Consider the following 24,350-nt stretch of genomic DNA (forward strand, 5'->3'; position numbering starts at 1 on the left):
AGACCCGGTCCGCGTTGTGAGGAAACACGCTCTTCACCCAACCACCTTATGTGTTTCACGGATTACCCCTAGCCTCTTCACCGTGACGCGGAGTGGCCGCCCGGTTTCGGGCGCGCCCCCGCGGCAGGGGGAGTTCAAGATCTGGGGGGATCTTTTTGCTGACGTCCGTCTTCATCGCTGCCGTTTCCCTGGCGCTCTTCTGGATGGCGGCGTTCACGCTGTGGTGGCAGATGCACGCCTGGCGTACGCCGGAGGTTCTCGCCTCCACCCGCTTCAGCAGCCCGGACGGGGACGAGCACGTGTCGTTCTCGCTGCTGCTGCCCGCGCGGCACGAACAGGCCGTGCTCGACCACACCATCCAGCGGCTGCTGACCTCGTCCCACACCGACTTCGAGATCATCGTGATCGTCGGGCACGACGATCCGGAGACCACCGCCGTCGCCGAACGGGCCGCGGCTCGTGATCCGCGGGTGCGGGTCGTCGTCGACACCCACGAGAAGAAGAACAAGCCGAAGGCCATGAACACGGCGCTGCCGCACTGCCGCGGTGACGTCGTCGGAGTCTTCGACGCCGAGGACCAGGTCCATCCCGAGCTGCTCGCCCACGTCGACCACGCCTTCCGCACCACGGGCGCCGACGTGGTGCAGGGCGGGGTCCAGCTGATCAACTTCCATTCCAGCTGGTACAGCCTGCGCAACTGCCTGGAGTACTTCTTCTGGTTCCGCTCCCGGCTGCACCTGCACGCGCAGAAGGGGTTCATCCCGCTCGGCGGCAACACCGTCTTCGTGCGCACGGACGTGCTCCGGGCGGCCGACGGCTGGGACCCGGACTGCCTGGCCGAGGACTGCGACCTCGGGGTCCGGCTCTCCAGCACCGGCAAGAAGGTCGTCGTCGCCTACGACTCCGACATGGTCACCCGCGAGGAGACCCCGGGCACGCTGGTCTCCCTGCTGAAACAGCGCACCCGCTGGAACCAGGGCTTCCTCCAGGTGTACCGGAAGAAGGACTGGCGGCAACTGCCGACCTTCACCCAGCGGTTGCTGGCCCGCTACACCCTGATGACGCCGTTCCTGCAGGCCTTCACCGGCGTGATCATCCCGCTCAACGCGGCCGTCGCGCTCTTCCTGGACGTGCCCGTCGGCATCGCCTTCGTCACCTTCCTGCCGGCCGTCACCGCCCTGGTCACCTTCGTCTTCGAGGTCGTCGGCCTGCACGACTTCGGCAAGCAGTACGGCCTGCGGATCCGCTTCACGCACTACCTCAAGCTGATCGTCGGCGGCCCCTTCTACCAGGTCCTGCTGGCCGGGGCCGCCGTCCGCGCCGTCTGGCGTGAGCAGCGCGGCCGCAACGACTGGGAGCTGACCAGCCATGTCGGCGCACACCTCGCGCCCGTGGACCGAGAGGACGTTCTCGCGTGACCTCCACCCTCCCCGCGGCGACCGGTACCAAGGTCCCCGCGCAGCGCAGGCCTGCCCACGACACCGTTCCGGCCACCACACCGGGGACGCCACCGGGCCGTCTGCGGCCGGCCCGCCCGGACCTGCTGCTGTGCGGCACGCTCCTCGTGGCGATCATGCTCGTGCAGGGCTGGAACATCTCCGACTACCCGACCCTCAGTGACGACGAGGGCACCTACCTCGCCCAGGCCTGGGCGGTCCAGCAGGGCGAGGGCCTGGCCCACTACACCTACTGGTACGACCACCCGCCGCTCGGCTGGATCCAGATAGCCGTGCTGACCTGGATCCCCGCGCTGATCAGTCCCGAGTCGATGACCGTCGGCGCCATGCGCGGCGTGATGCTGCTGATCGGCGCCGTCTCCGCCGCCCTCGTCTACGTGATCGCCCGCCGCCTCTCCCTGCCCCGCTGGGCGGCCGGGCTCGCCATGGCCCTCTTCGGCCTCTCCCCGCTCTCGGTGGTCCTCCAGCGGGAGATCTTCCTCGACAACCTCGCGGTGATGTGGACGCTGCTGGCCTTCGCGCTCGCCGCCTCCCCGAGCCGCCACCTGTGGCACCACTTCGGCGCGGGCATCGCCGCCGCGACGGCCGTGCTCACCAAGGAGACGATGCTCGTCGTCCTGCCCGCCCTGTTCGTCACCGCCTGGCGGCACAGCCACCGGGACACCCGCAAGTTCGCGCTGACCGGCGCCGTCACGGCCTGCACGCTCATCGGGTTCGCGTACCCGCTGTTCGCCCTGCTCAAGGGCGAGCTGCTGCCGGGCAGCGGGCACGTCTCGCTGTGGGAGGGTGTCGAGTACCAGCTCACCCGCCCCGGCTCCGGATTCATCCTCGACGAGGGCTCCGGCTCGTGGGGCGTCCTCCAGTCCTGGCTGTACTACGACCGCGTCCTGCCGCTCGGCGGCCTCGCCGGAGCGCTGCTCCTGCTGGCGACCTGGCGCTGGTCGGTCACCGCACGGGCCCTGGCCGGACCCGCCCTGACGGTGGGCATCCTCGCCGCCCTGGCCCTGCGCCCGAGCGGCTACCTGCCCGCGATGTACGTCATCCAGGCGCTGCCCTTCCTCGCCCTGGTGCTGGCCGGCGGCACGGCGAGCATCGCCCACGCCGTGCTGCGCAGACGACGTACGGAGGCCGAGAAACGGGGCCTGACGTACGGCCGGTACGCCGTCGCCGGCGCCCTGGCGCTGGCCGCCTGCGCCTACGTCGTCCCCCGCTGGTACGACGGGGACCGCACCGCCGTCACCGCCGACGCCAACGCCCCCTACGAGGCCGCCGCGGACTGGATGGCCAGTGAGGTGGAGGACCCCGCCCGCACCCGCGTCCTCGTCGACGACGCCCTCTGGCTGGACCTCGTGCACGCCGGGTACGAGCCGGGGCTCGGGGTCATCTGGTTCTACAAGGCCGACCTCGACCCGGCCGTGACGAAGACGATGCCGGGCGGCTGGCGCGACATCGACTACGTGGTCGCCTCCCCGACGGTGCGGCGCGACGCGGTCGACCTGCCCAATGTCCGGGCCGCCATGAACCATTCGAGGCCGGTCGCCGTCTTCGGCACCGGCGCGGACCGCATCGAGATCCGCCGCGTCCAGTCCTCCGGAGCCGCCCGATGAGCCACGAGTCCACCGTCCCCGGCGAGCTGGGCCATCCGGCCGTCGGCGCCTCGGAGGTGCCCGAGCCGGGCGCCGTCACCATCGTCGTGCCGACCTTCAACGAGTCCGGGAACGTGCGGCGGTTGCTGCACCTGATCACCGAGTCCGTGCCCGCCCGGCTGCCCTGCGAGGTCGTCTTCGTGGACGACTCCACCGACGACACCCCGGACGTGATCCGCGCGGCGGCGCTCGACTGCCCCTTCCCGGTCACCGTCCTGCACCGCGAGGAGCCGTCCGGCGGGCTCGGCGGCGCGGTCGTCGAGGGCATGAAGGCGGCCGGGTCGGACTGGATCGTCGTCATGGACGGCGACTGCCAGCACCCGCCCTCCCTGGTGCCGGAGCTGGTCGCCACCGGCGAGCGGGCGAACGCCGGACTCGTCGTCGCCTCCCGCTACATCAAGGGCGGCAGCCGCGCCGGGCTGGCGGGCAGCTACCGGATCGCCGTGTCCCGCGCGGCGACCTGGCTGACCAAGGCGCTCTTCCCGCGCCGGCTGCACGGCGTCAGCGACCCGATGAGCGGCTTCTTCGCCATCCGCCGCAGCGCGGTCACCGCCGAGGTGCTCAAGCCCCTCGGGTACAAGATCCTGCTCGAACTGGCGGTCCGCAGCCGCCCCCAGACGGTCACCGAGGTGCCGTTCGTCTTCGAGGAGCGGTTCGCCGGCGAGTCCAAGTCCACGGCGCAGGAAGGCCTGCGCTTCCTGCGCCACCTGGCCGGGCTGCGCACCACCTCGCCCCTGGCCCGCATGGTCGTCTTCGGGCTGATCGGCCTGAGCGGTTTCGTGCCCAACCTCGCGGCTCTGTGGGCGCTGACCGAGGCCGGGCTGCACTACCTGCCCGCGGAGATCCTCGCCAACCAGTTCGGCGTGGCCTGGAACTTCCTGCTCCTGGAGCGGCTGCTCTTCCGCGACCGGCGCCGGCACCGGCACTGGGCCGACCGCACCCTGCGGTTCACGCTGATCGCCAACGCCGACCTGGTGCTGCGCATACCGCTGATCGCCCTGCTCGTCGGGCAGTTCGGGCTGACCGTGCTGCCGGCCACCGCCCTCGCCCTCGTCATCACCTTCGTCCTGCGCTTCGCCGGGACGGAGGCGCTCGTGTACCTCCCGCGCAGGCGTCGTACGTCAAGGAGTGACGCATGAGAAGACCCCGACGGAGAACCTCCGCCCTCCTGGCGGTGTCCGCCCTCACCGGCGGCCTCCTGCTCACCGCCCCGCAGCCCGCCTCCGCCGCCAACCTGATCACGAATCCGGGGTTCGAGACCGCGGGCACCGGCGGCATGCCGTACTGCTGGTCGAAGTCCGGCTGGGGCGACAACGACTTCACCTTCGAGACCGTCGGCGACGCCCACACCGGTACGAAGGCCATGAAGGTCGAGCTGACCCGCCGGACCGACGGCGACCGCAAGGCCCTGATCACCGAGTCCAACGCGTGCGCCCCGGTGGTGACGGTGGGCAAGCAGTACGACCTGTCGCTCTGGTACAAGACGACGACCCCGGACGCCTCCCTCACCCTCTTCCGGCACGACGCCACCGCCGGCTGGCAGTACTGGACCGACCTGAAGACCCTGGACCTGGCGGCCGGCTGGACCGAGGCGAGCGTCCGCACCCCCGAGGTCCCGGCCGGCACCGACCGCATCAGCTGGGGCGTCTCGGTCTACGGCACCGGCTCGGCGACCACCGACGACTACACGATGGAGCAGGTCGCCGACCCCGTCCCGGACCCGGAGTGCACGGGGACCGCCGAGGAGTGCGCGAACGGCCGCTGGGACGTGCTGCCCACGCGCAACCCGGTGCGTTCCATGCACTCCGTCGTCCTGCACAACGGCAAGGTCCTGCTGATCGCGGGCTCCGGCAACGACCCGGAGATGTTCGAGGCGGGGACCTTCACCTCGGCCGTCTACGACCCGCAGACCGGCACGTACGAGACGATCCCGACGCCCAAGGACATGTTCTGCGCCGGGCACGTGCAGCTCAAGGACGGCCGGGTCCTCGTCATGAGCGGCAACAAGGGCTACCCGTCGGCGGACGGCACGGTCGGCTACCAGGGCTACAAGGACTCGTACGTCTTCGACCCGGAGACCGAGACCTACACGAAGACCGGCGACATGAACGACGGCCACTGGTACCCGTCGGCGACGATCCTCGGCAACGGCGACGTCATCTCCTTCGGCGGCCTGCGTGAGGACTCCACCGGCTCGGTGACGGCCGAACGGTGGTCGGACGAGCAGCAGAAGTGGCTGCCGACCTGGCAGGTCAACCAGACCTGGTCGTACTGGGGTCTGTACCCGTCGATGATCCTGATGCAGGACGGCCGGCTCTTCTACTCGGGCAGCCACGTCTTCGGCAACAACATCCCGGGCACCGGCTCGGCGATCTACGACTACGAGGGCAACACCATCACGCAGGTCCCCGGGCTCCAGGACAAGGACGTGCGGGACCAGTCCGCCAGCGTGCTGCTGCCCCCGGCGCAGGACCAGAAGGTGCTGACGATCGGCGGCGGCAACATCGACTCCAACCCGGACGCCAACCGCCTCACCGACATCATCGACCTCAAGCAGCCCAACCCGACGTACGTCGCCGGGCCGCCGCTCCCGCAGGGCACCGTCGATCTCGGCAACGGCCCGGTCCCGCAGACCGGCGGCCAGGGCAAGATGTACCCCTCCACCGTCCTGCTCCCCGACGGCAAGGTCCTGGAGACCGGCGGCGCCCTGCACAACCGGGCGGACCCCGTCTACGAGACGTCGATCTTCGACCCGCGGACGGAGACCTTCGACCCGGTCGCCCCCGACCCGGAGGCCCGCGGCTACCACTCCTCGGCGTTCCTGCTGCCCGACGGGCGGGTCATGACCACCGGCGACAACCCGGGCAACGGCTCGTGGAACCACGACGTCTCGATCTACACCCCGCCCTACCTGCTGAAGGGCGAGCGTCCGGCGATCACCTCGGTCATCGACACCGAGTGGACCTACGGCGACACCCAGCGGATCACCGTCGACCGGCCGATCGCCAAGGCCGAGCTGATCCGCCCGGCCGCCGTCACCCACTCCTCGGACCCGAACCAGCGGTTCGTGGACCTGCCGCTGTCGGTGGACGGCGACAACGTCGACCTCAACGTCACCAGCAACCCCGACCTCGCGCCGCCCGGCTGGTACATGCTCTTCGCGGTCGACGCGGGCGGCGTCCCGTCCGTGGCGAAGTGGGTGCACCTCGACGGTCCGCGGGCGCTCAGCACCAAGGACGCCTCCGCGCACGTCCACTCCTTCGCGGACGCCCCGCGGGGCAAGGTGTCCAAGCCCGGCAAGAAGCGCACCTCGCAGCCGGTCGCCCCCACCGTCTCCGGCTGCGACCGGCACTACGGCTCCGCCAACGTCTGCGTGCCGACCGCCTTCCCGGCCGAGGTGAAGCGGACGACCGCCGCCCGCTGCGACTGGCTGGCGCGCAACGAGTACGGCCGCCTCGAGGTCAACGGCAAGGACGACCCGCTGCGCCTGGACCCGGACGGGGACGGCGTCGCCTGCGGCAAGGGGGACGTGCGGAAGAAGCGCTGAGGCGCCGACGCGCTAGCGCTCCGGCGCGAACTCCGTGAGGGCGCGCTCCACGATGGCCTCCAGCTGCTCGTGGTGCGCGCCCTTCCAGTACGCCCGCCCGCACGCCCGGCACCGCGCGAACACGTCGTACGACCGCTGGGTACCGCCCTTGAGCTGGTCCGCCACGTCCTCCTTGGAGGCTTCCTCCAGCAGTCCGTTGCAGGCGGTGCACCGCGTCCAGGGGCGCAGCCGCGGCCGGAACCGGTCCAGGACCTCGCGGAGCTGTTCCTCCGGGCGGGTGTCGTAGACGTAGCCGCCGGCCCACAGCTCGCGGCGGCGCAGCAGGCCGCGGTCGCGGCTGAGCATGACCCGCTTCTCGGCCGCCGACAGCGCGGCGAGCGCCGGGTCGCCGAGGTCGGCCGACTCGTACGCCGTGTCCACGCCGAGCAGGCGCAGCCGGCGGGCCAGGGTCCCGAGGTGCACGTCGAGCAGGAAGCGCAGCGGGGCGCCCGGCACCTGCTGGGGGCGCTCGACGGCCCGTACGCGCACCGACTCGCCGCCCGCCGGGACGTGTCCTGGCGGCACTCGGCGGCCGTCCACCAGGAGGTCGCCGACCTCGGTCAGCGGGACGCCGAGGGACTCGACGAGGTGGCCGAGCGTGGAGACGCCGTCGGTGGCGGCGCGGGCGGTGCCGGTGGGCCGGGCCCGCGGGACGAACAGGCGCAGCTCGGGGGCGATTTCGACGTCGATCTCGGGTCCGTTCACCCAGCCAGGATGCCACGGCGCGAGGCCGTGGCCTCAGCCTTTTCCGGGCGCCGGCAGGCCGTGCTCCAGGACGTCCAGGGCGCGCTCCACCAGGACGGCCAGGTCCTCCTCGTGGCCGTGCTCGGCCCAGTACCGCGTGACCTCCATGAGACCGCCGGCCAGGGACATCGACAGGACCCGCACCTCCAGCCCCTGAGGGTCGAGACCGGTGCGGTCGGCGAGGGCGCGGCCGAGCAGCCGACCCGTGACCGACATGCGCTCCAGCATCCGCGAGCGCACCGCGGGGACTTCGGCCAGCAGCCGGGTCCGCAGCCGGGTCAGCTCGGCCTCCTCGCCGACGCCGAGTTCCATCGCCTTGCGCAGGGCGTGCCGCAGGGCGGCCGGCCACGGCTCGTCGCCGGGCCGGGCGGCGAGCTCCGCCGCCATCACCGGGTCGTACGCGTCCGTGAGGACGATGTCCTCCTTGACCGGGAAGTAGCGGAAGACGGTCGACGGAGACACCTCGGCCCGGTCGGCGATCTGCTCGATCGTCGTCGCCTCGTAGCCCCGCTCCCGGATCAGCCCGTAGGCCGCGGCGCGGATCGCCTGGCGGGTCCGGGTCTTCTTGCGCTCCCGCAGACCCGGCCGCGGGCCGTCGGCGCGGGAGCGGGGGGATGGTGCGGCCGTCATGGGGCCATTGTCGGCCACGCCCGCCGTGGTGCGCCCCGCCTAGTAGGCGATGAGCGAGATCCCCACGTAGTGCGCGATGAAGGCGGCCAGGGTGAAGGAGTGGAAGACCTCGTGGAAGCCGAACCAGCGCGGTGAGGGGTTGGGCCGCTGGAGCCCGTAGATCACGCCGCCCGCGCTGTAGAGGAGGCCGCCCACGACCACGAGGACCAGCACGGCGACGCCGCCGGCCCGCATGAACTCGGGGAGGTAGAAGACGGCGGCCCAGCCCATCGCGAGGTAGCAGGGCGTGTAGAGCCAGCGCGGGGCGCCGACCCAGAAGACGCGGAAGAGGATGCCCGCCGCCGCGGCGGCCCAGATGCCCCACAGCAGCCACTGGCCCTTGGCCTCCGGCAGCAGCAGCATCGTGAGCGGGGTGTAGGTGCCCGCGATGATCAGGAAGATGTTGGCGTGGTCGAGGCGGCGCAGCACGCCGTCCATGCGCGGGCTCCAGTTGCCCCGGTGGTAGAGCGCGCTGACACCGAACAGCAGACAGGCCGTCAGGACGTAGATCCCGCAGGCGACGCGTGCTTCGGACGACTCGGCGAGGGCGGTGAGGACCAGGCCGGCGACGAGAACGGCCGGAAACATGCCGAGATGCAGCCAGCCGCGCAGCTTCGGCTTGACGGGGTGCGGCAATGAGAGCGCCACCGGGCCGTGGCCAGCGGCCTGCGTGTCCCTGGGCGCGTCGGAGGCGGACGCAGTCATGGGGCCATCGTACCTACGGGACCGTAAGTTACGCATCAGTACGGGGGCTTGCCGCAGGGGAGTGGCCAGCATCTCACGGGGTGCCGTACCTCGCATCCCGGCCTCCGATACGTGGCGATCCTCACGCCGCTCAGGTGTGACGCCCTCTGGACAGATGGGCACTCACGTCGGATGATCAAATGAGTGCGGTCGACACCGGATGAGCGCCCACGAGGACGACGTCACGCATCCGGGTCGCAGCCCCCACGGGGCCTCCCAACAAAAAACCCCTCATTTAGGAGCAATCGTGGCGCGCGACATCGCTGCTCCCCCCGTCCCCACCAACCACCAGGAGCTGATCTCGTGGGTGAACGAGATCGCCGAACTGACCCAGCCGGACGAAGTGGTCTGGTGTGACGGATCCGAGGCCGAGTACGAGCGCCTGTGCGAGGAGCTCGTGGCGAAGGGCACCTTCCGCAAGCTCGACCCCATCAAGCGCCCCAACTCCTACTACGCGGCCTCCGACCCCTCCGACGTCGCGCGCGTCGAGGACCGGACCTTCATCTGCTCCGCCAAGGAGGAGGACGCCGGCCCGACCAACCACTGGAAGGACCCCGCCGAGATGCGGGAGATCTTCCGCGGCACGGGCGGCGAGGGCGGTCTGTTCCGCGGCTCGATGCGCGGCCGGACCATGTACGTCGTGCCCTTCTGCATGGGCCCGCTAGGCTCCCCGCTCGCCGCGCTCGGTGTCGAGATCACCGACTCCGCGTACGTCGCCGTCTCCATGCGCACGATGACCCGCATGGGACAGCCGGTCCTGGACGAGCTCGGCGACGAGGGCTTCTTCGTCAAGGCCGTGCACACCCTCGGCGCCCCTCTCGCGGAGGGTGAGGCGGACGTGCCGTGGCCGTGCAACAGCACCAAGTACATCTCGCACTTCCCCGAGGACCGCGAGATCTGGTCCTACGGCTCCGGCTACGGCGGCAACGCCCTGCTCGGCAAGAAGTGCTACGCCCTGCGCATCGCCTCCGTCATGGCCCGCGACGAGGGCTGGCTCGCCGAGCACATGCTCGTGCTGAAACTGACCCCGCCCACCGGGGAGCCCAAGTACGTGGCCGCCGCCTTCCCGTCGGCCTGCGGCAAGACCAACCTCGCCATGCTGGAGCCCACGATCTCCGGCTGGACCGTGGAGACCATCGGCGACGACATCGCCTGGATGCGCTTCGGTGAGGACGGCCGCCTGTACGCCATCAACCCCGAGGCCGGCTTCTTCGGCGTCGCGCCCGGCACCGGCGAGCACACCAACGCCAACGCCATGAAGACCCTGTGGGGCAACTCGGTCTTCACCAACGTCGCCCTCACCGACGACGGCGACGTGTGGTGGGAGGGCATGACCGAGGAGACGCCCGCCCACCTCACCGACTGGAAGGGCAACGACTGGACGCCCGAGTCCCAGACGCCCGCCGCGCACCCCAACGCCCGCTTCACCACCCCCGCCGCGCAGTGCCCGATCATCGCGCCGGAGTGGGAGGACCCCAAGGGCGTGCCGATCTCCGCGATCCTCTTCGGCGGGCGCCGCGCCACCGCCGTACCGCTGGTCACCGAGTCCTTCGACTGGAACCACGGCGTCTTCCTCGGCGCCAACGTGGCCTCCGAGAAGACCGCCGCCGCCGAGGGCAAGGTCGGCGAGCTGCGCCGCGACCCCTTCGCCATGCTGCCGTTCTGCGGCTACAACATGGGCGACTACATGGGCCACTGGGTCGACGTGGCCAAGGACAAGGACCAGTCCAAGCTGCCCAAGATCTACTACGTCAACTGGTTCCGCAAGGACGACGAGGGCAGGTTCGTCTGGCCGGGCTTCGGTGAGAACGGCCGCGTCCTGAAGTGGATCGTGGAGCGCCTGGAGGGCAGGGCGGACGGCGTCGAGACCCCGATCGGCGTGCTGCCGACCAAGGAGTCCCTCGACACCGACGGCCTCGACCTGGCCGACGCCGACCTGGACTTCCTGCTCAGCGTCGACAAGGAGGTGTGGCGCGAGGAGGCGGCACTCGTCCCCGAGCACCTCAACACCTTCGGCGACCACACGCCCACCGAGCTGTGGGACCAGTACCGGGCGCTGGTGCAGCGCCTGGGCTGAGCAGCGTCGCCGCGAAGCTCCGCGGCCGGTCCGACTAGCCCTGACCCGCGAAGTCGTCACGAAGGCCGGTCGCGAGGGGGGCTCCCCGCGCTCCAGTAGCTCGCAGTACCCCGGAGCACGGGGAGTTCCCGGTCGGGCCGGGTCACCGCACAACGGCGTGCGGAGGACCCGGCCCTTCGGCATGTCCGCCCCCTGACCAGAACGCGCCGTTCCCCTTCGCCACGCCGTCGGAACTCCGCGGTGACGAGGTGTGACGCGGTGTACGCTCCCGATCTTGCGCGACCCGAACGGCTGTTCCCCGCCCCGCGGGGAGGGGGTGCCGTGACCGGAGGGGTCGCCGACACAGCCTGTGGGGGGCACAGTTGAACACCGTCCGAGGTACCAGACACACCGCACGTCTCGCGGCCACGCTGCTCGCCGCCGTGCTCGCCGCCGGCGGCCTGACCGTCGTCGCCGCGCCCGCCGCGCACGCGGCGGCCTCCGACCTCGTGGCCAAGCTGCCGATCTCCTCGTTCTCGGCGCTGACGGTCGACTCCGCGCACCAGCGCGTGTACGTCGCCGACAGCAACCTGGGCCACTACGACAACAAGGGTCTCGTCGCCGTCTACGACTTCTCCGGCGAGCGCGTCACCACCATCACCACCACGCGCCACGTCTCCGGCCTCGCGCTGAACTCCGACGGCAGCGTGCTGCACGTCGGCGGCCGGGACGGAATCCTGCGGTACGACACCACCACGTACCTGCCGCTCAGTGCCGCGGTGGCGGGCACCGACACCTGCGGCCGCAGCATGGCCTTCGCGGGCGGCAGGGCGTACCACACCGCGCCGTACGCCAACAGCATGTCGGACTGCGACACGACGCTCACGTACCTGGACTACAGCCAGACCGACAACACGTGGCAGCGCAGCGGCTGGCAGGACCACGGCAGGCTCCAGCTGGAGGCGGGCCCCGGCGACCGGCTGATGATGGGCCAGCCGGCGAACGCCAAGGCCGCCGACCCGTTCCTCGCGGTGTTCGACGCCGGCGGGACGACCCTGGTGCGTACGGCCGACCGCCGCTTCGCCGACGCCGAGGGCAAGGGCGCCGCGAACCTCAAGGACATGGCCTTCTCCGCGGACGGCACCAAGGTCGCCGTCGCCGACGCGGCCGCCGGCACCCGGCTGCTCGACAGCGGCGACCTGTCCGACGCCGCGACCGGCTACCCGGCGCTGCCGTCCGGGGCCTCGGCCTCCGCCGTCGCCTTCAGCGGTGACGGCAAGTACCTCGCGCGCGGCGCCTCGGCCACCGGTGCGACGCCCGACCTGCTGCTCTCGCCGGCCGACCCGTCCGACGCGACCCCCGCGCTGGAGTTCGCCTTCGAGGGCAGCCTCGACGGCGACCGGGTGGCACCGCGCGGACTGGAGTGGTCCGCCGACGGCTCCCGGCTGTTCGCGGTCACCACCAACACCGCCGGCAGCCAGTACTGGCTGCACGTCGTCCAGCCGCCGGCCGTGCAGTACGACACCCGCTTCGCCCAGGGGCCGACCCACAGCCCCGCCCGGGCGGTCGCGGGCGAGGCGCTGGCCGTGCGCGGCCGACTGGAACTGGACGGGCCGGCCCCGGCCGAGCCGCTGAAGGTCACGGCGACCCGCACCGACGCGGGCGGCACGCACGAGCTCGGCACGGCGACCGTCAAGGCGGACGGCACCTTCACCGTGCTCGACGAGCCGGAGCTGATCGGCGACGCCACGTACACCGTGTCGTTCCTCGGCGACCTCACCCACCGCCCGGCCACCGACCTCACCCACACGGTGTCCGTCGGCAGGGCGGCCAGTTCGATCGCGCTCAGCGCCCCGGCCGAGGTGCCGATGGACACCGGCGTCCACCTCACCGGCACCTTCGCCGCACAGGGGAAGGCGCTGCCCGAGCGGGCGGTGCTCAAGGTGGAGCGCACCGACCGGCTCGGCACGGGCACCCTCTCGTCGGTGACGGTCGCCGCCGACGGCACCTTCACCGTCGACGACCTGCCGCGCGCCCGCCGGAACACGACCTACACGGTCAGCTGGCCCGGCGACGACCTGCACGAGGGGTCCACCGCGTCGGCGACGGTCCGCGTCACCCGCTGATCACGCGAAACACACGGGCGGGGCACCGCGGGCAGGCTGCCCGCGGTGCCCCGCCCGCGGTACGGAGTGTGTGGCGCCCGGTCCGCGCGTCGCTGCGGGTGCACGCGGACCGGGGCCGTACGAGGGAGCCCGGAGGGCTCAGCGGGACGCGAGCTCGCGCGGCTCCAGGGCCGCGGCGTGCGCGTCCATGCGCTCGGCGGTCAGGATCGCGACCGCCGTGTCGGCGTTGGAGGCCGCCACCACCAGGGCGCGGCTCGCCAGGGTGTGCGCCCGTCGGTGCAGGGCCGCCAGGTGCGGCTCGGGGTGCGCGGCGGTCAGCGGCGCGCGGACCGCCGCCCGGCCTCCCCGCAGCCGGGCCACCTGCTCGGCGAGCCGGTCGGCGGCGGTGTCCAGGTCGGGGGAGGGGGCCAGGGCGCGCAGCTCGTCCGTGACGGTGAGCAGCGCCGCGAGATGGCCCGCGAGCTGGATGTCCAGCTCCTCCTCACGGGACCGGTGCGGGAAGTCCGAGGTACCGCCGGCCATCGTGCTGTGGACGGACCTGGTGCGGATCGGTTCGTACATGGGACGGCCTCCTCAGTGCTTCAGGAAACCATCCTACATTGGATTCAATCTAAAGTTGAGGGAGTTCGGAATCTGGCTCGGTTCGACTCAGGGCTGGCCGTAACCGTCCAGGAAGTTCCCGATCCGGCCGACCGCCTCGCGCAGGTCCCCGGCCGTCGGCAGGGTCACCACCCGGAAGTGGTCGGGCTCGGGCCAGTTGAAGCCGGTGCCCTGCACGACCATGATCTTCTCCTGGCGCAGCAGGTCCAGGACCATCCGCCGGTCGTCCTTGATCTTGAAGACCTTGGGGTCGAGCCGGGGGAAGAGGTACAGCGCGCCCTTGGGCTTCACGCAGGTCACGCCCGGGATGCTGGTCAGCGCCTCGTGGGCGGCGTCCCGCTGCTCCCGCAGCCGCCCGCCCGGGAGCACCAGCTCGTTGATGGTCTGCCGCCCGCTGAGCGCCGCGACCACGCCGTGCTGCCCCGGCATGTTGGCGCACAGCCGCATGTTCGCCAGGACCGTCAGGCCCTCGATGTAGGACTCGGCGTGCGCGCGCGGCCCCGAGATCGACATCCACCCGACCCGGTAGCCGGCCACCCGGTACGCCTTCGACATGCCGTTGAAGGTGAGCGTGAGCAGGTCCGGGGCGATCGCGGCGGTCGGGGTGTGCGTGGCCTCGTCGTACAGGATCTTGTCGTAGATCTCGTCGGAGCAGATCAGCAGGTTGTGCCGGCGGGCGATGTCGGTCAGCCCGCGCAGCATCGCCTCGTCGTAGACCGCGCCCGTCGGGTTGTTCGGGTTGATGATCACGAGCGCCTTGGTGCGGTCGGTGATCTTCCGTTCCACGTCGGCCAGGTCCGGCATCCAGTCGGACTGCTCGTCGCAGCGGTAGTGCACCGCCGTGCCGCCGGACAGGGAGACGGCGGCCGTCCACAGCGGGTAGTCGGGCGCGGGGACGAGGACCTCGTCCCCGTCGTCCAGCAGGCCCTGCATCGCCATCACGATCAGCTCGGAGACGCCGTTGCCGATGAAGACGTGCTCCACGTCCGTCTCGATGCCGAGGGTCTGGTTGTGCATGACGACGGCCCTGCGCGCCGCCAGCAGACCCTTCGCGTCGCCGTAGCCGTGGGCCGTCGACACGTTGCGGAGGATGTCCTCCAGGATCTCCGGCGGGCACTCGAAGCCGAAGGCGGCCGGGTTGCCGGTGTTCAGCTTGAGGATGCGGTGCCCGGCCGCTTCCAGCCGCATCGCCTCCTCGAGCACCGGCCCCCGGATCTCGTAACAGACGTTGGCGAGCTTGGTCGACTGGATCACCTGCATGTCCGTGAGCTTACGACCCGATGACGCCCGGTGTGCCGTGTCTTCCGCCACGTGAGACGTGTGGTTCGGGTGGATTTCCCCGGGCCGCCGGTGAGGCCGCCGGGAAACCACCCGGGAGGGCTAGCGCGGGCTCCGCCGCACCGAGCGTCCCGCCAGCACGTCCGTCCGGCGCCCGTCCCGCATCACGAACCGCCCGTCGACCAGCACGTACGGGATGCCCGTCGGAAGCCGGCGCGGGTCCTCGTAGGTGCTGCCGGCCGCGACCGTGGCCGGGTCGAAGAGGACCAGGTCGGCCCGGTAGCCCTCGCGGACCAGTCCGCGGTCGGGCAGCCGCAGCCGGGCCGCCGGGCGCGAGGTGAGATGGGCGACGCACTCCTGGAGCGACAGCACGCCCAGCTCGCGCACGTAGTGCCCGAGGTAGTGCGGGAAGGTGCCGTAGGCGCGCGGGTGCGGCTTGGTGCCCTGGAGGATGCCGTCCGAGCCCCCGGTGTGGACGCGGTGCCGCATGATCGCGCGGACGTTCTCCTCGTGGCCGACGTGCTGGAGGATGGTCGGCGCCAGCCGGTCGGCGAGCAGGAGGTTCCGGGCGACCGTCCACGGGGTCTCGCCGCGCCGCCGGGCCGACTCCAGGACCGTACGGCCGACGTACTCCCCGAACGCGGGGTCGCCCGTGCCGGAGATCTCGATCGTGTCCCACTCCATGGGCACGCCGTGGCAGCCGTCGGAGCCGATCTCCTCGATGTGGTGCCGGATGCGTTCGGCGGTGTCGTCGTCCGCCAGCCGCCGCATGATCTGCTCCGGGCCGCCCTCGCTCGCCCAGCTCGGGAGCATCGCCACGAGCGTGGTGCAGCCGGGGGTGTAGGGGTACGTGTCGAGCGTGATGTCGGCCCCGGCGGCCAGCGCGTCGTCGAGCAGCGTCAGCAGTTCGGGGGCCTTGCCCTTGTTGACGCCGAAGTTCATGGTGGCGTGCGCCAGGTGCAGCGGGCAGTCCGCCTCCCGGGTCAGCTCGACCATCTCCTCGTAGGCCCGGAGCGCCCCGGCGCCGTAGGAGCGGTGGTGCGGGCAGTAGTAGCCGCCGTACGACGCCACCACCCGGCACAGCTCGGTCAGCTCCGCGTCCTTGGCGTACATGCCCGGCGTGTACGTCAGCCCGGAGGACATGCCGACCGCGCCCTGCTCCATGCCCTCGGCGACCAGGCGCCGCATGTGCTCCAGCTCGGCCTCGGTCGCCTCCCGGTCGTCCCAGCCGACGGCGAGGGCGCGGACCGTGCCCTGCGGGATCAGGTAGGCGGCGTTGACCGCGATGCCCCCGTCGAGCCGGTCCAGGTACTCGCCGACCGAGCGCCAGTCGAAGTCGACGTCGTCCCCGGGACCGTTCCACCCGGCGATCGCGCGGCGCACCTCGCCGAGCGTGCGGTCGTCGACCGGGGCGTACGACAGTCCGTCCTGGCCGATGACCTCCAGGGTCACGCCCTGCGCGGCCTTGGCGCTGTGGTCGGGGTCCCGCAGCAGCGCCAGGTCGCTGTGGGCGTGCATGTCGATGAAACCGGGGGAGAGGACCAGGCCCTCGGCGTCCAGTTCCTGGCGGGCCTTCGGGCGCTGGCAGCCCGCTGCCGCCGCCTCCTTGACGATCGAGACGATCCGGCCGCCGTCGATCACGACGTCGGCGCGGTAGGAGTCGGCGCCGGAGCCGTCGACGACGTCCGCGTCCCGGATGACCAGCTCTTCCATGGGAGACCTCCTAGAAGAACGTACGGATGTAGTCGACGACCGTCCCGTCCGCTTCCGCGACCGGGATCAGCTGCCACTTGTCGAAGGACGTGCACGGGTGGGACAGGCCGAGCCCCACCCAGTCGCCCACCTCCAGCTCCGCCTCGGGGGCGGTGCGCAGCCAGGCGTGCTGGTCGGACAGGCCGGTCACCGTGATGCCGGTGGCCGGGCGCTCCGGCCCCCCGTCGACCGGGCGGACCACCTGCGGGAAGGGCAGGTCGAGGTCGTACGCCGCGTCCCGCTTGCCGGCGTTGGCGAAGGCCTGCTCGGCACAGGGACGGGAGACCACCTGGGTCCACAGCCGGAAGGCGGGCTGGAGCGCGCCCTCGGCGGGGACCCGGTTGAAGGGCGTCACCTCGCGGTAGTGACCGTCGTCGTGCGAGACGTACGCGCCCGAGCGCAGCAGCTTCAGCACGGGCAGGGAGAGGCCGGGGACCTCCGCGAACACGTCGGCGACCGCGTCGAACCAGGCGCTGCCGCCCGCGCTCAGCACGATCTCCTCCAGCCCGGCGAAGCGCCCGGCCGCGTCGAACTCCACGGTCAGCGCGACCAGCCGGCGCAGCCACGCGTGCACCTTCTCCGGGTCGGCGCCGGGCACCTCGCCCTCGTACCCGGCGACACCGGCCAGCCGCAGCGTCCGCGATCCGGCCACCGCGTCGGCGACGGCGGCGCACTCGGCCTCCGTGCGCACGCCCGTGCGGGCGCCCTCCCCGGCCGCCAGCTCGACCACGACGTCCACCGGGCGGGTCGCGCCCGCGGCGGAGAGCGCCGCGTCCATCAGCCCGACGCCGCGCACGGAGTCGACGTAGCAGACGAAGCGGAAGTCCGGGTCGGCGTCCAGCTCCGCGGCGAGCCGGCGCAGCGCGGCGGCGTCGACCAGCTCGTTGGCGAGGAAGATCCGCCGGATGCCGAAGGCGCGGGCCACCCACACCTGGTGCGGCACCGCCAGGGTGATGCCCCAGGCGCCGCGCTCGATCTGGCGGTGGAAGAGCTGGGGCGCCATGGAGGTCTTGCCGTGCGGCGCGAAGGCGAGGCCGTGCCGGGCCGCGTACGTCTCCATCAGCGCGAGGTTGTGCTCCAGGCGCTCCGCGGAGAGGGCCAGCACCGGCGTGCTGAAGCCGTCGGTGAAGAGGTTGCGGCGCTGACCGGCCAGCTCGGCGACGGTCAGGCCGGCGGCGTCCGGCGGCAGGCCCTTGAAACGGTGGTCGACGTGCTCCTCGACCAGACGGGCGAGGGCTTCGGTGCCGGTGTCGAGGGCCATGGAGCCTCCATGAGGTGCGGTGTCGCGTCGGGTGCCGCGGCAGGTGGAGCGTCGGGGTACGACCATGCGTTGCATTGTGTGCAACGGGCATTGCGTATGTCGCTTACTGCTGTCTAACATCTCGGCCAACGCGGGGTCAACGGATCCGCCGAGGCCCGCGAGAGCCGCAAGGAGTCCCCACCATCGTGACCGCCACCGGACCCACCAGCACCGCCCCCGACGTCGTGGACGTCGTCGCGCTCGGCGAGTCCATGGTCACCTTCCTCCCCTCCCGTCCCGGGCGGCTCGCCGACGTCCCCTCCTTCGACCGGGGCATCGGCGGTGCCGAGTCCAACGTGGCCTGTGTGCTGGCCGCCGCCGGGCACTCCGCGCGCTGGGTCAGCAGGGCCGGCGCCGACGGCTTCGGCGACCATCTCGTCGAGGCGATCGGCGCCTACGGTGTCGACGTCTCCGCCGTGCGCCGCGACCCGGACCGCCCGACCGGCGTGTACTTCCGCACCGCCGGGGACCGGGCCACCGACGCCCACGAGGTGGCCTACTACCGGGCGGGCTCGGCGGCCTCCGCGATGTCGGTGCGGAACATGGACCTCGACGTGATCCGCTCCGGACGCGTCCTGCACCTGTCCGGCATCACGCCCGCCCTCTCCGCCGACTGCCTGGACCTGATGCGCGAGCTGACCGCCCGCCGCCCCGGCCGGCCCCTGGTCTCCTTCGACGTCAACCACCGCCCCGGGCTGTGGCGCGGGCACACCGACGGCTCGCGGGTGCTGCTGGAGCTGGCCCGCGGCGCCGACCTCGTGTTCGTCGGCGAGGACGAGGCCTGGGGCCTGGGCGGACCCGAGGCCGTGCGCGCCGCCCTGCCCGAGCCCGAGCTGCTCGTCGTCAAGCAGGGCGCGACCGGCGCCACCGCCTTCCACGGCACCGAGGTCACCTCCGTCCCCGCCCTCACCGTCGACGTCGTCGCCGCCGTCGGCGCGGGCGACGCCTTCGCCGCCGGGTTCCTCTCCGCCACCCTGCGGGGGCTGCCGGTGCGCGAGCGCCTGCGCCACGGCCACCTGATGGCCGCCGCCGCCCTCACCGTCCCCGGCGACCTCGCCGTACCGCCCGCCCGTCGCCCGTCCGTCGCCCCGCACGGAGCCTCCCCGGGTGCCGAAGGCCTGGAGGGGCCCCCGCCGCGGCGCCCCTTCTGGATCGACCACGCCGACCGCCTCGCCGCCCTCGACGACGACGCGTGGGGGACACTGCGACTCGGCCCCGGCTGGACACAGGCCGGCGAAAGGGCCGAGGAGGAGGTACGCACACCATGAGCCAGACCGTCGACCGCGCGCTGAGCATCCTGCCGCTGCTCGCCGAGGGCCCCGCCGACCTGGGCCGGGTCGCCGACCGCCTCGGCGTCCACAAGTCCACGGCCCTGCGCCTGCTGCGCACCCTCCACGAACACGGCTTCGTCTACCGCCAGTCCGACCAGCGCTACCGCCTCGGCGCGCGGCTCATCGCCCTCGCCCAGGAGGCGATGGAGAACCTCGACGTCCGCGAGATCGCCCACCCCCACCTCGTACGCCTCAACGAGAGCTGCGGACACACCGTCCACCTCGCCGTCTACGAGGAGAACGAGGTCCTCTACATCGACAAGGTGGAGAGCCGCTACCCGGTCCGCATGTACTCGCGGATCGGCAAGCCCGTCGCCATCACCGTCGCCGCCGTGGCGAAGCTGCTGCTGGCCGACCTCCCCGAGAGCGAGCGCCGCGCCGTCGCGGAGAAGCTCGACTACCCCCTGTACACGGCCCGTTCGACGCCGAACGCCGACAGCTTCGTCAAGGAGCTGGCCAAGGTGCGCGAACAGGGCTGGGCCACCGACCTCGGTGGCCACGAGGAGTCCATCAACTGCGTCGCCGCCCCCATCCGGGGCGCCGACGGCCGGGTGGTCGCCGCGATGTCGGTCTCCGCGCCGAACGTCGTCGTCACCGCGGACGAACTCCTCACCCTGCTCCCGCTGGTGCGCCGTACGGCGGACGCGATCAGCGGCGAGTACTCCGGCAGGACCCCCGTGCAGCACCCCGAGCACCACCCCGAGAAGGACACGGTATGACCGACAAGACCGCCCTCACCCCCGCGACCCACACCGTCCCGCCGGCGAAGTTCTCGCACGGCGTGAAGAAGGGCAACATCCTCCAGGTCGCCGGCCAGGTCGGCTTCCTCCCCCACGAGGAGGGCAAGGCCCCCACCCCGGCCGGCCCGACCCTGCGCGAGCAGACCCTCCAGACCCTCGCCAACGTCAAGGCGATCCTGGAGGAGGGCGGCGCCTCCTGGGACGACGTGATGATGATCCGCGTCTACCTCACGGACGTGGACCACTTCGCCGAGATGAACGAGATCTACAACGCCTACTTCGAGGAGCAGGGCCTCACCCAGGCCCCCGCCGCGCGCACGACCGTCTACGTCGGGCTGCCCGCCGGCCTCCTCATCGAGATCGACGCGCTGGCCGTCCTCGGCTGACCCTCTCCCCGGTCTTCCCTCCCCGCCTGTCTGTCGCACGGCACGGTGCCCCCACCCCCTCCGGGGGCGCCGTGCCGCGCCCCGCCCTGCCCGAAAGCAGTATGTGCTTACCCAGAGGACCCCCGTATGTCCTACCCGTCCCTCCAGCTCGCCGCCTCCGCACCGGCGCAGACCCCGCCCCACACCGGTGGCCTGCTCCACCTGATCGACGGCACCGCGGGCCTGCTGACCGTCGCCGCGATCGGCATCGCGCTGCTGCTCTTCCTGATCATCAAGGTGCGGCTCCAGCCGTTCGTCGCGCTGCTCGCCGTCTCCATAGCCGTCGGCCTGCTCGCCGGCCTGTCGGTCACCGAACTCTTCGGCACCGTCCAGAAGTCCGACGCCGTCTCCACCATCGAGTCCGGCATGGGCGGCATCCTCGGCCACGTCGCCATCATCATCGGCCTGGGCACCATGCTCGGCGCCATCCTCGAGGTCAGCGGCGGCGCCCAGGTACTGGCCGGCCGCCTGCTCGGTCTCTTCGGCGAGAAGCGCGCCCCGCTCGCCATGGGCCTCACCGGCCTCATCTTCGGCATCCCGGTCTTCTTCGACGTCGGCATCTTCGTCCTCGCGCCGATCGTCTACGCCGCCGCCAAGCGCTCCGGCAAGTCGATCCTGCTCTACTGCCTGCCGCTGCTCGCCGGCCTGTCGATGACCCACGCCTTCCTGCCGCCGCACCCCGGTCCGGTGGCCGCCGCCGGACTGCTGCACGTGGACCTCGGCTGGGTGATCCTCATGGGTGTCGTCTGCGGCATCCCGGCCGTGCTCGCCGCCTGGGTGTTCTCCGCCTGGATCGGCCGCCGCATCTTCGTGCCCGTGCCGCAGGACATGGTCGAGGCGGCCGAGGAGGCCAAGCAGGCCGTCATCGACGAGCAGACCAAGGCCGGCGTCGCGCCGCACGAGAGCCCGGTCGCCCTCGGCACGGTCCTCGGCATCATCGGCACCCCGCTGGTCCTGATCCTCGCCGCGACCTTCTCCTCCATCGCCCTGGACCCGTCCACCCTCCGCTCGGTGATCGAGTTCTTCGGCAACCCGTTCGTCGCGCTGACCATCGCCCTGTTCCTCGCGTACTACCTGCTCGGCATCCGGCGCGGCTGGTCCCGCAAGTCCCTGGAGACCGTCTCGACCGCCTCGCTGAAGCCGGTCGGCAACATCCTGCTGGTGGTCGGCGCGGGCGGCATCTTCGGCGCCGTCCTCAAGGCCAGCGGCGTCGCCCAGGCACTCTCCGACACCTTCAACGACGTCGGCCTGCCGGTGATCGTCCTCGCCTACCTGATCTCGCTGGTCCTGCGGGTCGCCCAGGGCTCGGCGACGGTCGCCATCGTGACGACGGCGGGCATCGTGGCGCCGCTGCTCGCCGAGGGGGACCACTCGCAGGCGTTCGTCGCCCTGGTCATCATGGCCATCTCGGCGGGCTCCATCTTCGCCTCGCACGTCAACGACGGCGGCTTCTGGATGGTGGCCAAGTACTTCGGCATCAGCGAACGGGACACCCTCAAGACGTGGACCGTGCTGGAGAGCGTGCTGTCGGTCGCCGGGTTCGTGGTGGCGGCGGTCCTCAGCCTGTTCGTGTAGGCGTCCCGGTCGGGCGTTCCACGCGGGTGTCCCGTGTAGGCGTCTGATAACGAAGTTGGGGCTGGCTGTGTCCGGCACAGGATCGTCGACCATACTGCCCGCTGTGGAGCAGCGCAGAGGATCGACCAGCCAGCCCCTGGAAGGCGCCGGATTCGACCCGGCCTTCATCCCCGGGCTCACCGCGCCCGTGACCCGTGGGCCGCAGGACGCGAGAGCGGACGAACCGGCGGCGGAGTCCGGGACCGGGGCCGAGGAGGTCCGCGACGCGGAGGAGGCCCCCGTCGGGGACCCGTCCGTCGCGGAGCCCACCGGGGAGTCCGCCGAGCCGTCCGCCGAACCGGACGAGGAGGCCCCCGACGGCCCCGTCTTCGAGGCGTCCGACCGCCGAGCCAGGATCGTCGCCGACCACAAGGGCGTACGCCTGTCCCTCGACGACCAGAGCTGCGAGTTCCGCTGGGACGAGGTCGGGGCCGTGGAGACGGAGACGGGACGCTTCGGCAAGCGGTTCACGGTGACGGTGCACACGCCCGACCGCCGCTGGTACCCGATCGAGATCGAGGCGAAGTCCAGGAGCCGCTTCCCCGAGTGGGAGTCCGCCCTCGACGAGGTCCTGGACGCGTACTTCGAGGACGACGCCGGAAGTGACGCGAAGTCCGGTGCTCAGGACGAGGCCGGACCGGACGAGAAGCCCGGTGCGCGGGACGACGCCGCGAGCGAGGCGAAGTCCGATGCGCAGAAGGGCGCCGAGGGCAAGGCCGACGGCGACGAGTAAGCGCATCGGGTGAAGATCCGCGCACGCCCTCTTGTCCCACCGGCGGTCATGGGCTTGGTTGGCCCGCATGGCGGACACCACGGGCAACATCGCAGACACCGGCGGGCCACGCGGGGCCGACCCGGCTCCCCGTAAGTCCAGTTGGCGCTACATCGGTCCCGGCATCGTCGTGGCGGCGACCGGCGTGGGCGCCGGCGACCTCGTCGCCACCCTCATCGCGGGCAGCAACTTCGGCTACACCCTGCTGTGGGCCGCGGTCATCGGCTGCCTGGTGAAGATCTCGCTCGCGGAGGCGTGCGGCCGGTGGCACCTGGCCACCGGCCGCACGCTCTTCGACGGCTGGGCGAGCCTCGGCCGCTGGACCACCTGGTTCTTCGCGGTCTACACCGTGATCTGGGGCTTCGTCTACGGCGCGGCGGCGATGTCGTCCAGCGCCCTGCCCCTTCAGGCGCTGTTCCCGGACGTGATGGACCTGGAGTGGTGGGGCATCGCGTGCGGCCTGGTCGGCCTGGTCTTCGTCTGGTTCAACAAGTACGCGGTCTTCGAGAAGGTCATGACGGTCCTGGTGGGCGTCATGTTCGTGGTGACGGTGTACCTGGCGATCCGTGTGACGCCCAACCTGGGCGACGCCTTCGCCGGCCTCCTCCCGGTCCTGCCGGACGAGAAGGACTCGGTCCTCAACACCCTGGGCCTCATCGGCGGCGTGGGCGGCACCATCACGCTCGCCGCGTACGGCTACTGGGTCAACGCCAAGGGCTGGACCGACACCGGTTGGATGAAGGTCATGCGCCTGGACAACCGGGTCGCCTACGCCACCACCGGCATCTTCGTCGTCGCCATGCTGTTCGTCGGCGCGGAACTGCTCCACTCGGCGAACATCGCGATCGCGAGCGGGGACAAGGGCCTGATCCAGCTGGGCGACATCCTGGAGGACGAGTACGGGACGGCGACCGGCAAGCTCTTCCTGATCGGCTTCTTCGCCACGTCCTTCACCTCGCTGATCGGCGTCTGGCACGGAGTGAGCCTGATGTTCGCCGACTTCCTGTCCCGGCAGCGGGGGGAGCGCCAGGCGCGGGGCGAGGAGCTGGCCTCGGGGCGCCGTGAACGCTCCTGGGCCTTCCGCGCCTACCTGCTCTGGCTCACCTTCCCGCCCATCGTCCTGCTCTTCCAGGACGAGCCCTTCCGCCTGATCATCATCTACGGCGTCCTGGGCGCCGCCTTCATGCCCTTCCTGGCCCTCACCCTGCTGTGGCTCCTCAACTCCGGCCGCACACCGCGCGAGTGGCGCAACGGCTGGCTGAGCAACGGCATGCTCGCCGTCGCCGGGCTGCTCTTCCTGGTGCTGTGCGTGAAGCAGGTCTGGGACCAACCGTGGTCGGAGTTCTTCTAGGGGCTCCGACCGGAACCGCCCGCCACGCCGACGGCAGCAGCGTCGCCGGCGTGGCGGGCGCCGCACTCCGCCGCCGTTCAAAAATGTGAATGCCAATCACATGTCCAACCGTTGACGTGTCCGCAACACAGTCGTAGCTTGCGGGAAAGCGCTTTCTCG

General features: G+C 71.6%; 19 protein-coding genes. 12 read left to right on the top strand and 7 right to left on the bottom strand.

Annotated elements, in window-relative coordinates; genetic code table 11:
* Positions 1-155: 155 nt before the first annotated feature.
* Genes SAM23877_RS22710 through SAM23877_RS22725 form a run of 4 tightly spaced genes read left to right on the top strand, consistent with a single transcriptional unit; the run spans position 156 to position 6,650 of the window.
* Entirely contained in the window at positions 156-1,418 is a 1,263-nt protein-coding gene (locus SAM23877_RS22710) for a glycosyltransferase (protein WP_053136307.1), read from the top strand.
* Positions 1,415-3,064 (top strand): ArnT family glycosyltransferase, encoded by a 1,650-nt coding sequence (locus tag SAM23877_RS22715; protein ID WP_053136311.1) that lies wholly within the window; start codon positions 1,415-1,417, stop codon positions 3,062-3,064. The genes SAM23877_RS22710 and SAM23877_RS22715 overlap by 4 nt, the downstream gene beginning before the upstream one ends.
* Positions 3,061-4,242 (top strand): glycosyltransferase, encoded by a 1,182-nt coding sequence (locus SAM23877_RS22720; protein ID WP_053136314.1) that lies wholly within the window; start codon positions 3,061-3,063, stop codon positions 4,240-4,242. The genes SAM23877_RS22715 and SAM23877_RS22720 overlap by 4 nt, the downstream gene beginning before the upstream one ends.
* Positions 4,239-6,650 (top strand): galactose oxidase family protein, encoded by a 2,412-nt coding sequence (locus SAM23877_RS22725; protein ID WP_053136317.1) that lies wholly within the window; start codon positions 4,239-4,241, stop codon positions 6,648-6,650. The genes SAM23877_RS22720 and SAM23877_RS22725 overlap by 4 nt, the downstream gene beginning before the upstream one ends.
* Positions 6,651-6,662: 12 nt before the next feature.
* Here the strand turns inward: SAM23877_RS22725 and SAM23877_RS22730 are convergent, their stop codons facing one another.
* Genes SAM23877_RS22730 through trhA form a run of 3 tightly spaced genes read right to left on the bottom strand, consistent with a single transcriptional unit; the run spans position 6,663 to position 8,807 of the window.
* Positions 6,663-7,394, bottom strand: coding sequence for a Mut7-C RNAse domain-containing protein (locus SAM23877_RS22730; protein ID WP_053136320.1), 732 nt, complete (start codon positions 7,392-7,394; stop codon positions 6,663-6,665).
* A gap of 33 nt (positions 7,395-7,427) precedes the next feature.
* Positions 7,428-8,063: a TetR/AcrR family transcriptional regulator gene (locus tag SAM23877_RS22735; protein WP_053136323.1), complete on the bottom strand. Its 636-nt coding sequence runs from the start codon at positions 8,061-8,063 to the stop codon at positions 7,428-7,430.
* 39 nt (positions 8,064-8,102) lie between these two features.
* Complete coding sequence (trhA, locus tag SAM23877_RS22740) at positions 8,103-8,807, bottom strand: PAQR family membrane homeostasis protein TrhA (protein WP_053136327.1); 705 nt, start codon at positions 8,805-8,807, stop codon at positions 8,103-8,105.
* A 286-nt stretch (positions 8,808-9,093) separates the two neighbouring features.
* On the opposite strand from trhA, the gene SAM23877_RS22745 reads away from it, so the two are divergent.
* On the top strand, positions 9,094-10,923 hold the full coding sequence (locus SAM23877_RS22745; protein WP_053136330.1) for a phosphoenolpyruvate carboxykinase (GTP): 1,830 nt from the start codon (positions 9,094-9,096) through the stop codon (positions 10,921-10,923).
* A gap of 362 nt (positions 10,924-11,285) precedes the next feature.
* Positions 11,286-13,028 carry an Ig-like domain repeat protein gene (locus SAM23877_RS22750; RefSeq protein ID WP_174532244.1) on the top strand — a complete coding sequence of 581 codons (1,743 nt, stop codon included), beginning with the start codon at positions 11,286-11,288 and terminating at the stop codon, positions 13,026-13,028.
* A gap of 138 nt (positions 13,029-13,166) precedes the next feature.
* On the opposite strand, the gene SAM23877_RS22755 is transcribed toward SAM23877_RS22750, so the two are convergent.
* From SAM23877_RS22755 to SAM23877_RS22770, 4 genes are all read right to left on the bottom strand, one after another.
* Positions 13,167-13,589, bottom strand: a complete 423-nt coding sequence (locus SAM23877_RS22755) for an SCO4983 family protein (protein WP_053136333.1) — start codon at positions 13,587-13,589, stop codon at positions 13,167-13,169.
* Between the two features lie 87 nt (positions 13,590-13,676).
* Positions 13,677-14,888: a pyridoxal phosphate-dependent aminotransferase gene (locus SAM23877_RS22760; protein WP_053136336.1), complete on the bottom strand. Its 1,212-nt coding sequence runs from the start codon at positions 14,886-14,888 to the stop codon at positions 13,677-13,679.
* Between the two features lie 120 nt (positions 14,889-15,008).
* On the bottom strand, positions 15,009-16,619 hold the full coding sequence (locus SAM23877_RS22765) for an N-acyl-D-amino-acid deacylase family protein (protein WP_053136339.1): 1,611 nt from the start codon (positions 16,617-16,619) through the stop codon (positions 15,009-15,011).
* Between the two features lie 10 nt (positions 16,620-16,629).
* Positions 16,630-17,919: an amino acid deaminase gene (locus SAM23877_RS22770; protein WP_053136342.1), complete on the bottom strand. Its 1,290-nt coding sequence runs from the start codon at positions 17,917-17,919 to the stop codon at positions 16,630-16,632.
* A gap of 185 nt (positions 17,920-18,104) precedes the next feature.
* On the opposite strand from SAM23877_RS22770, the gene SAM23877_RS22775 reads away from it, so the two are divergent.
* The 6 genes from SAM23877_RS22775 (at position 18,105) to SAM23877_RS22800 (ending at position 24,191) form a co-directional block, all read left to right on the top strand.
* Complete coding sequence (locus SAM23877_RS22775) at positions 18,105-19,226, top strand: sugar kinase (protein WP_053136345.1); 1,122 nt, start codon at positions 18,105-18,107, stop codon at positions 19,224-19,226.
* A complete protein-coding gene (locus SAM23877_RS22780) occupies positions 19,223-20,008 on the top strand; it encodes an IclR family transcriptional regulator (RefSeq protein ID WP_053136348.1) in 786 nt (261 codons plus the stop codon). The genes SAM23877_RS22775 and SAM23877_RS22780 overlap by 4 nt, the downstream gene beginning before the upstream one ends.
* Complete coding sequence (locus SAM23877_RS22785; RefSeq protein WP_053136351.1) at positions 20,005-20,415, top strand: RidA family protein; 411 nt, start codon at positions 20,005-20,007, stop codon at positions 20,413-20,415. The genes SAM23877_RS22780 and SAM23877_RS22785 overlap by 4 nt, the downstream gene beginning before the upstream one ends.
* Before the next feature lie 126 nt (positions 20,416-20,541).
* Entirely contained in the window at positions 20,542-22,029 is a 1,488-nt protein-coding gene (locus tag SAM23877_RS22790) for a GntP family permease (protein WP_053136352.1), read from the top strand.
* 103 nt (positions 22,030-22,132) lie between these two features.
* Positions 22,133-22,801 (top strand): hypothetical protein, encoded by a 669-nt coding sequence (locus tag SAM23877_RS22795; protein ID WP_053136355.1) that lies wholly within the window; start codon positions 22,133-22,135, stop codon positions 22,799-22,801.
* A gap of 67 nt (positions 22,802-22,868) precedes the next feature.
* Positions 22,869-24,191: an Nramp family divalent metal transporter gene (locus SAM23877_RS22800; RefSeq protein ID WP_053136358.1), complete on the top strand. Its 1,323-nt coding sequence runs from the start codon at positions 22,869-22,871 to the stop codon at positions 24,189-24,191.
* Positions 24,192-24,350 lie beyond the last annotated feature (159 nt).

The organism is Streptomyces ambofaciens ATCC 23877 (assembly GCF_001267885.1).
Taxonomy (GTDB): Bacteria; Actinomycetota; Actinomycetes; order Streptomycetales; family Streptomycetaceae; genus Streptomyces; species Streptomyces ambofaciens.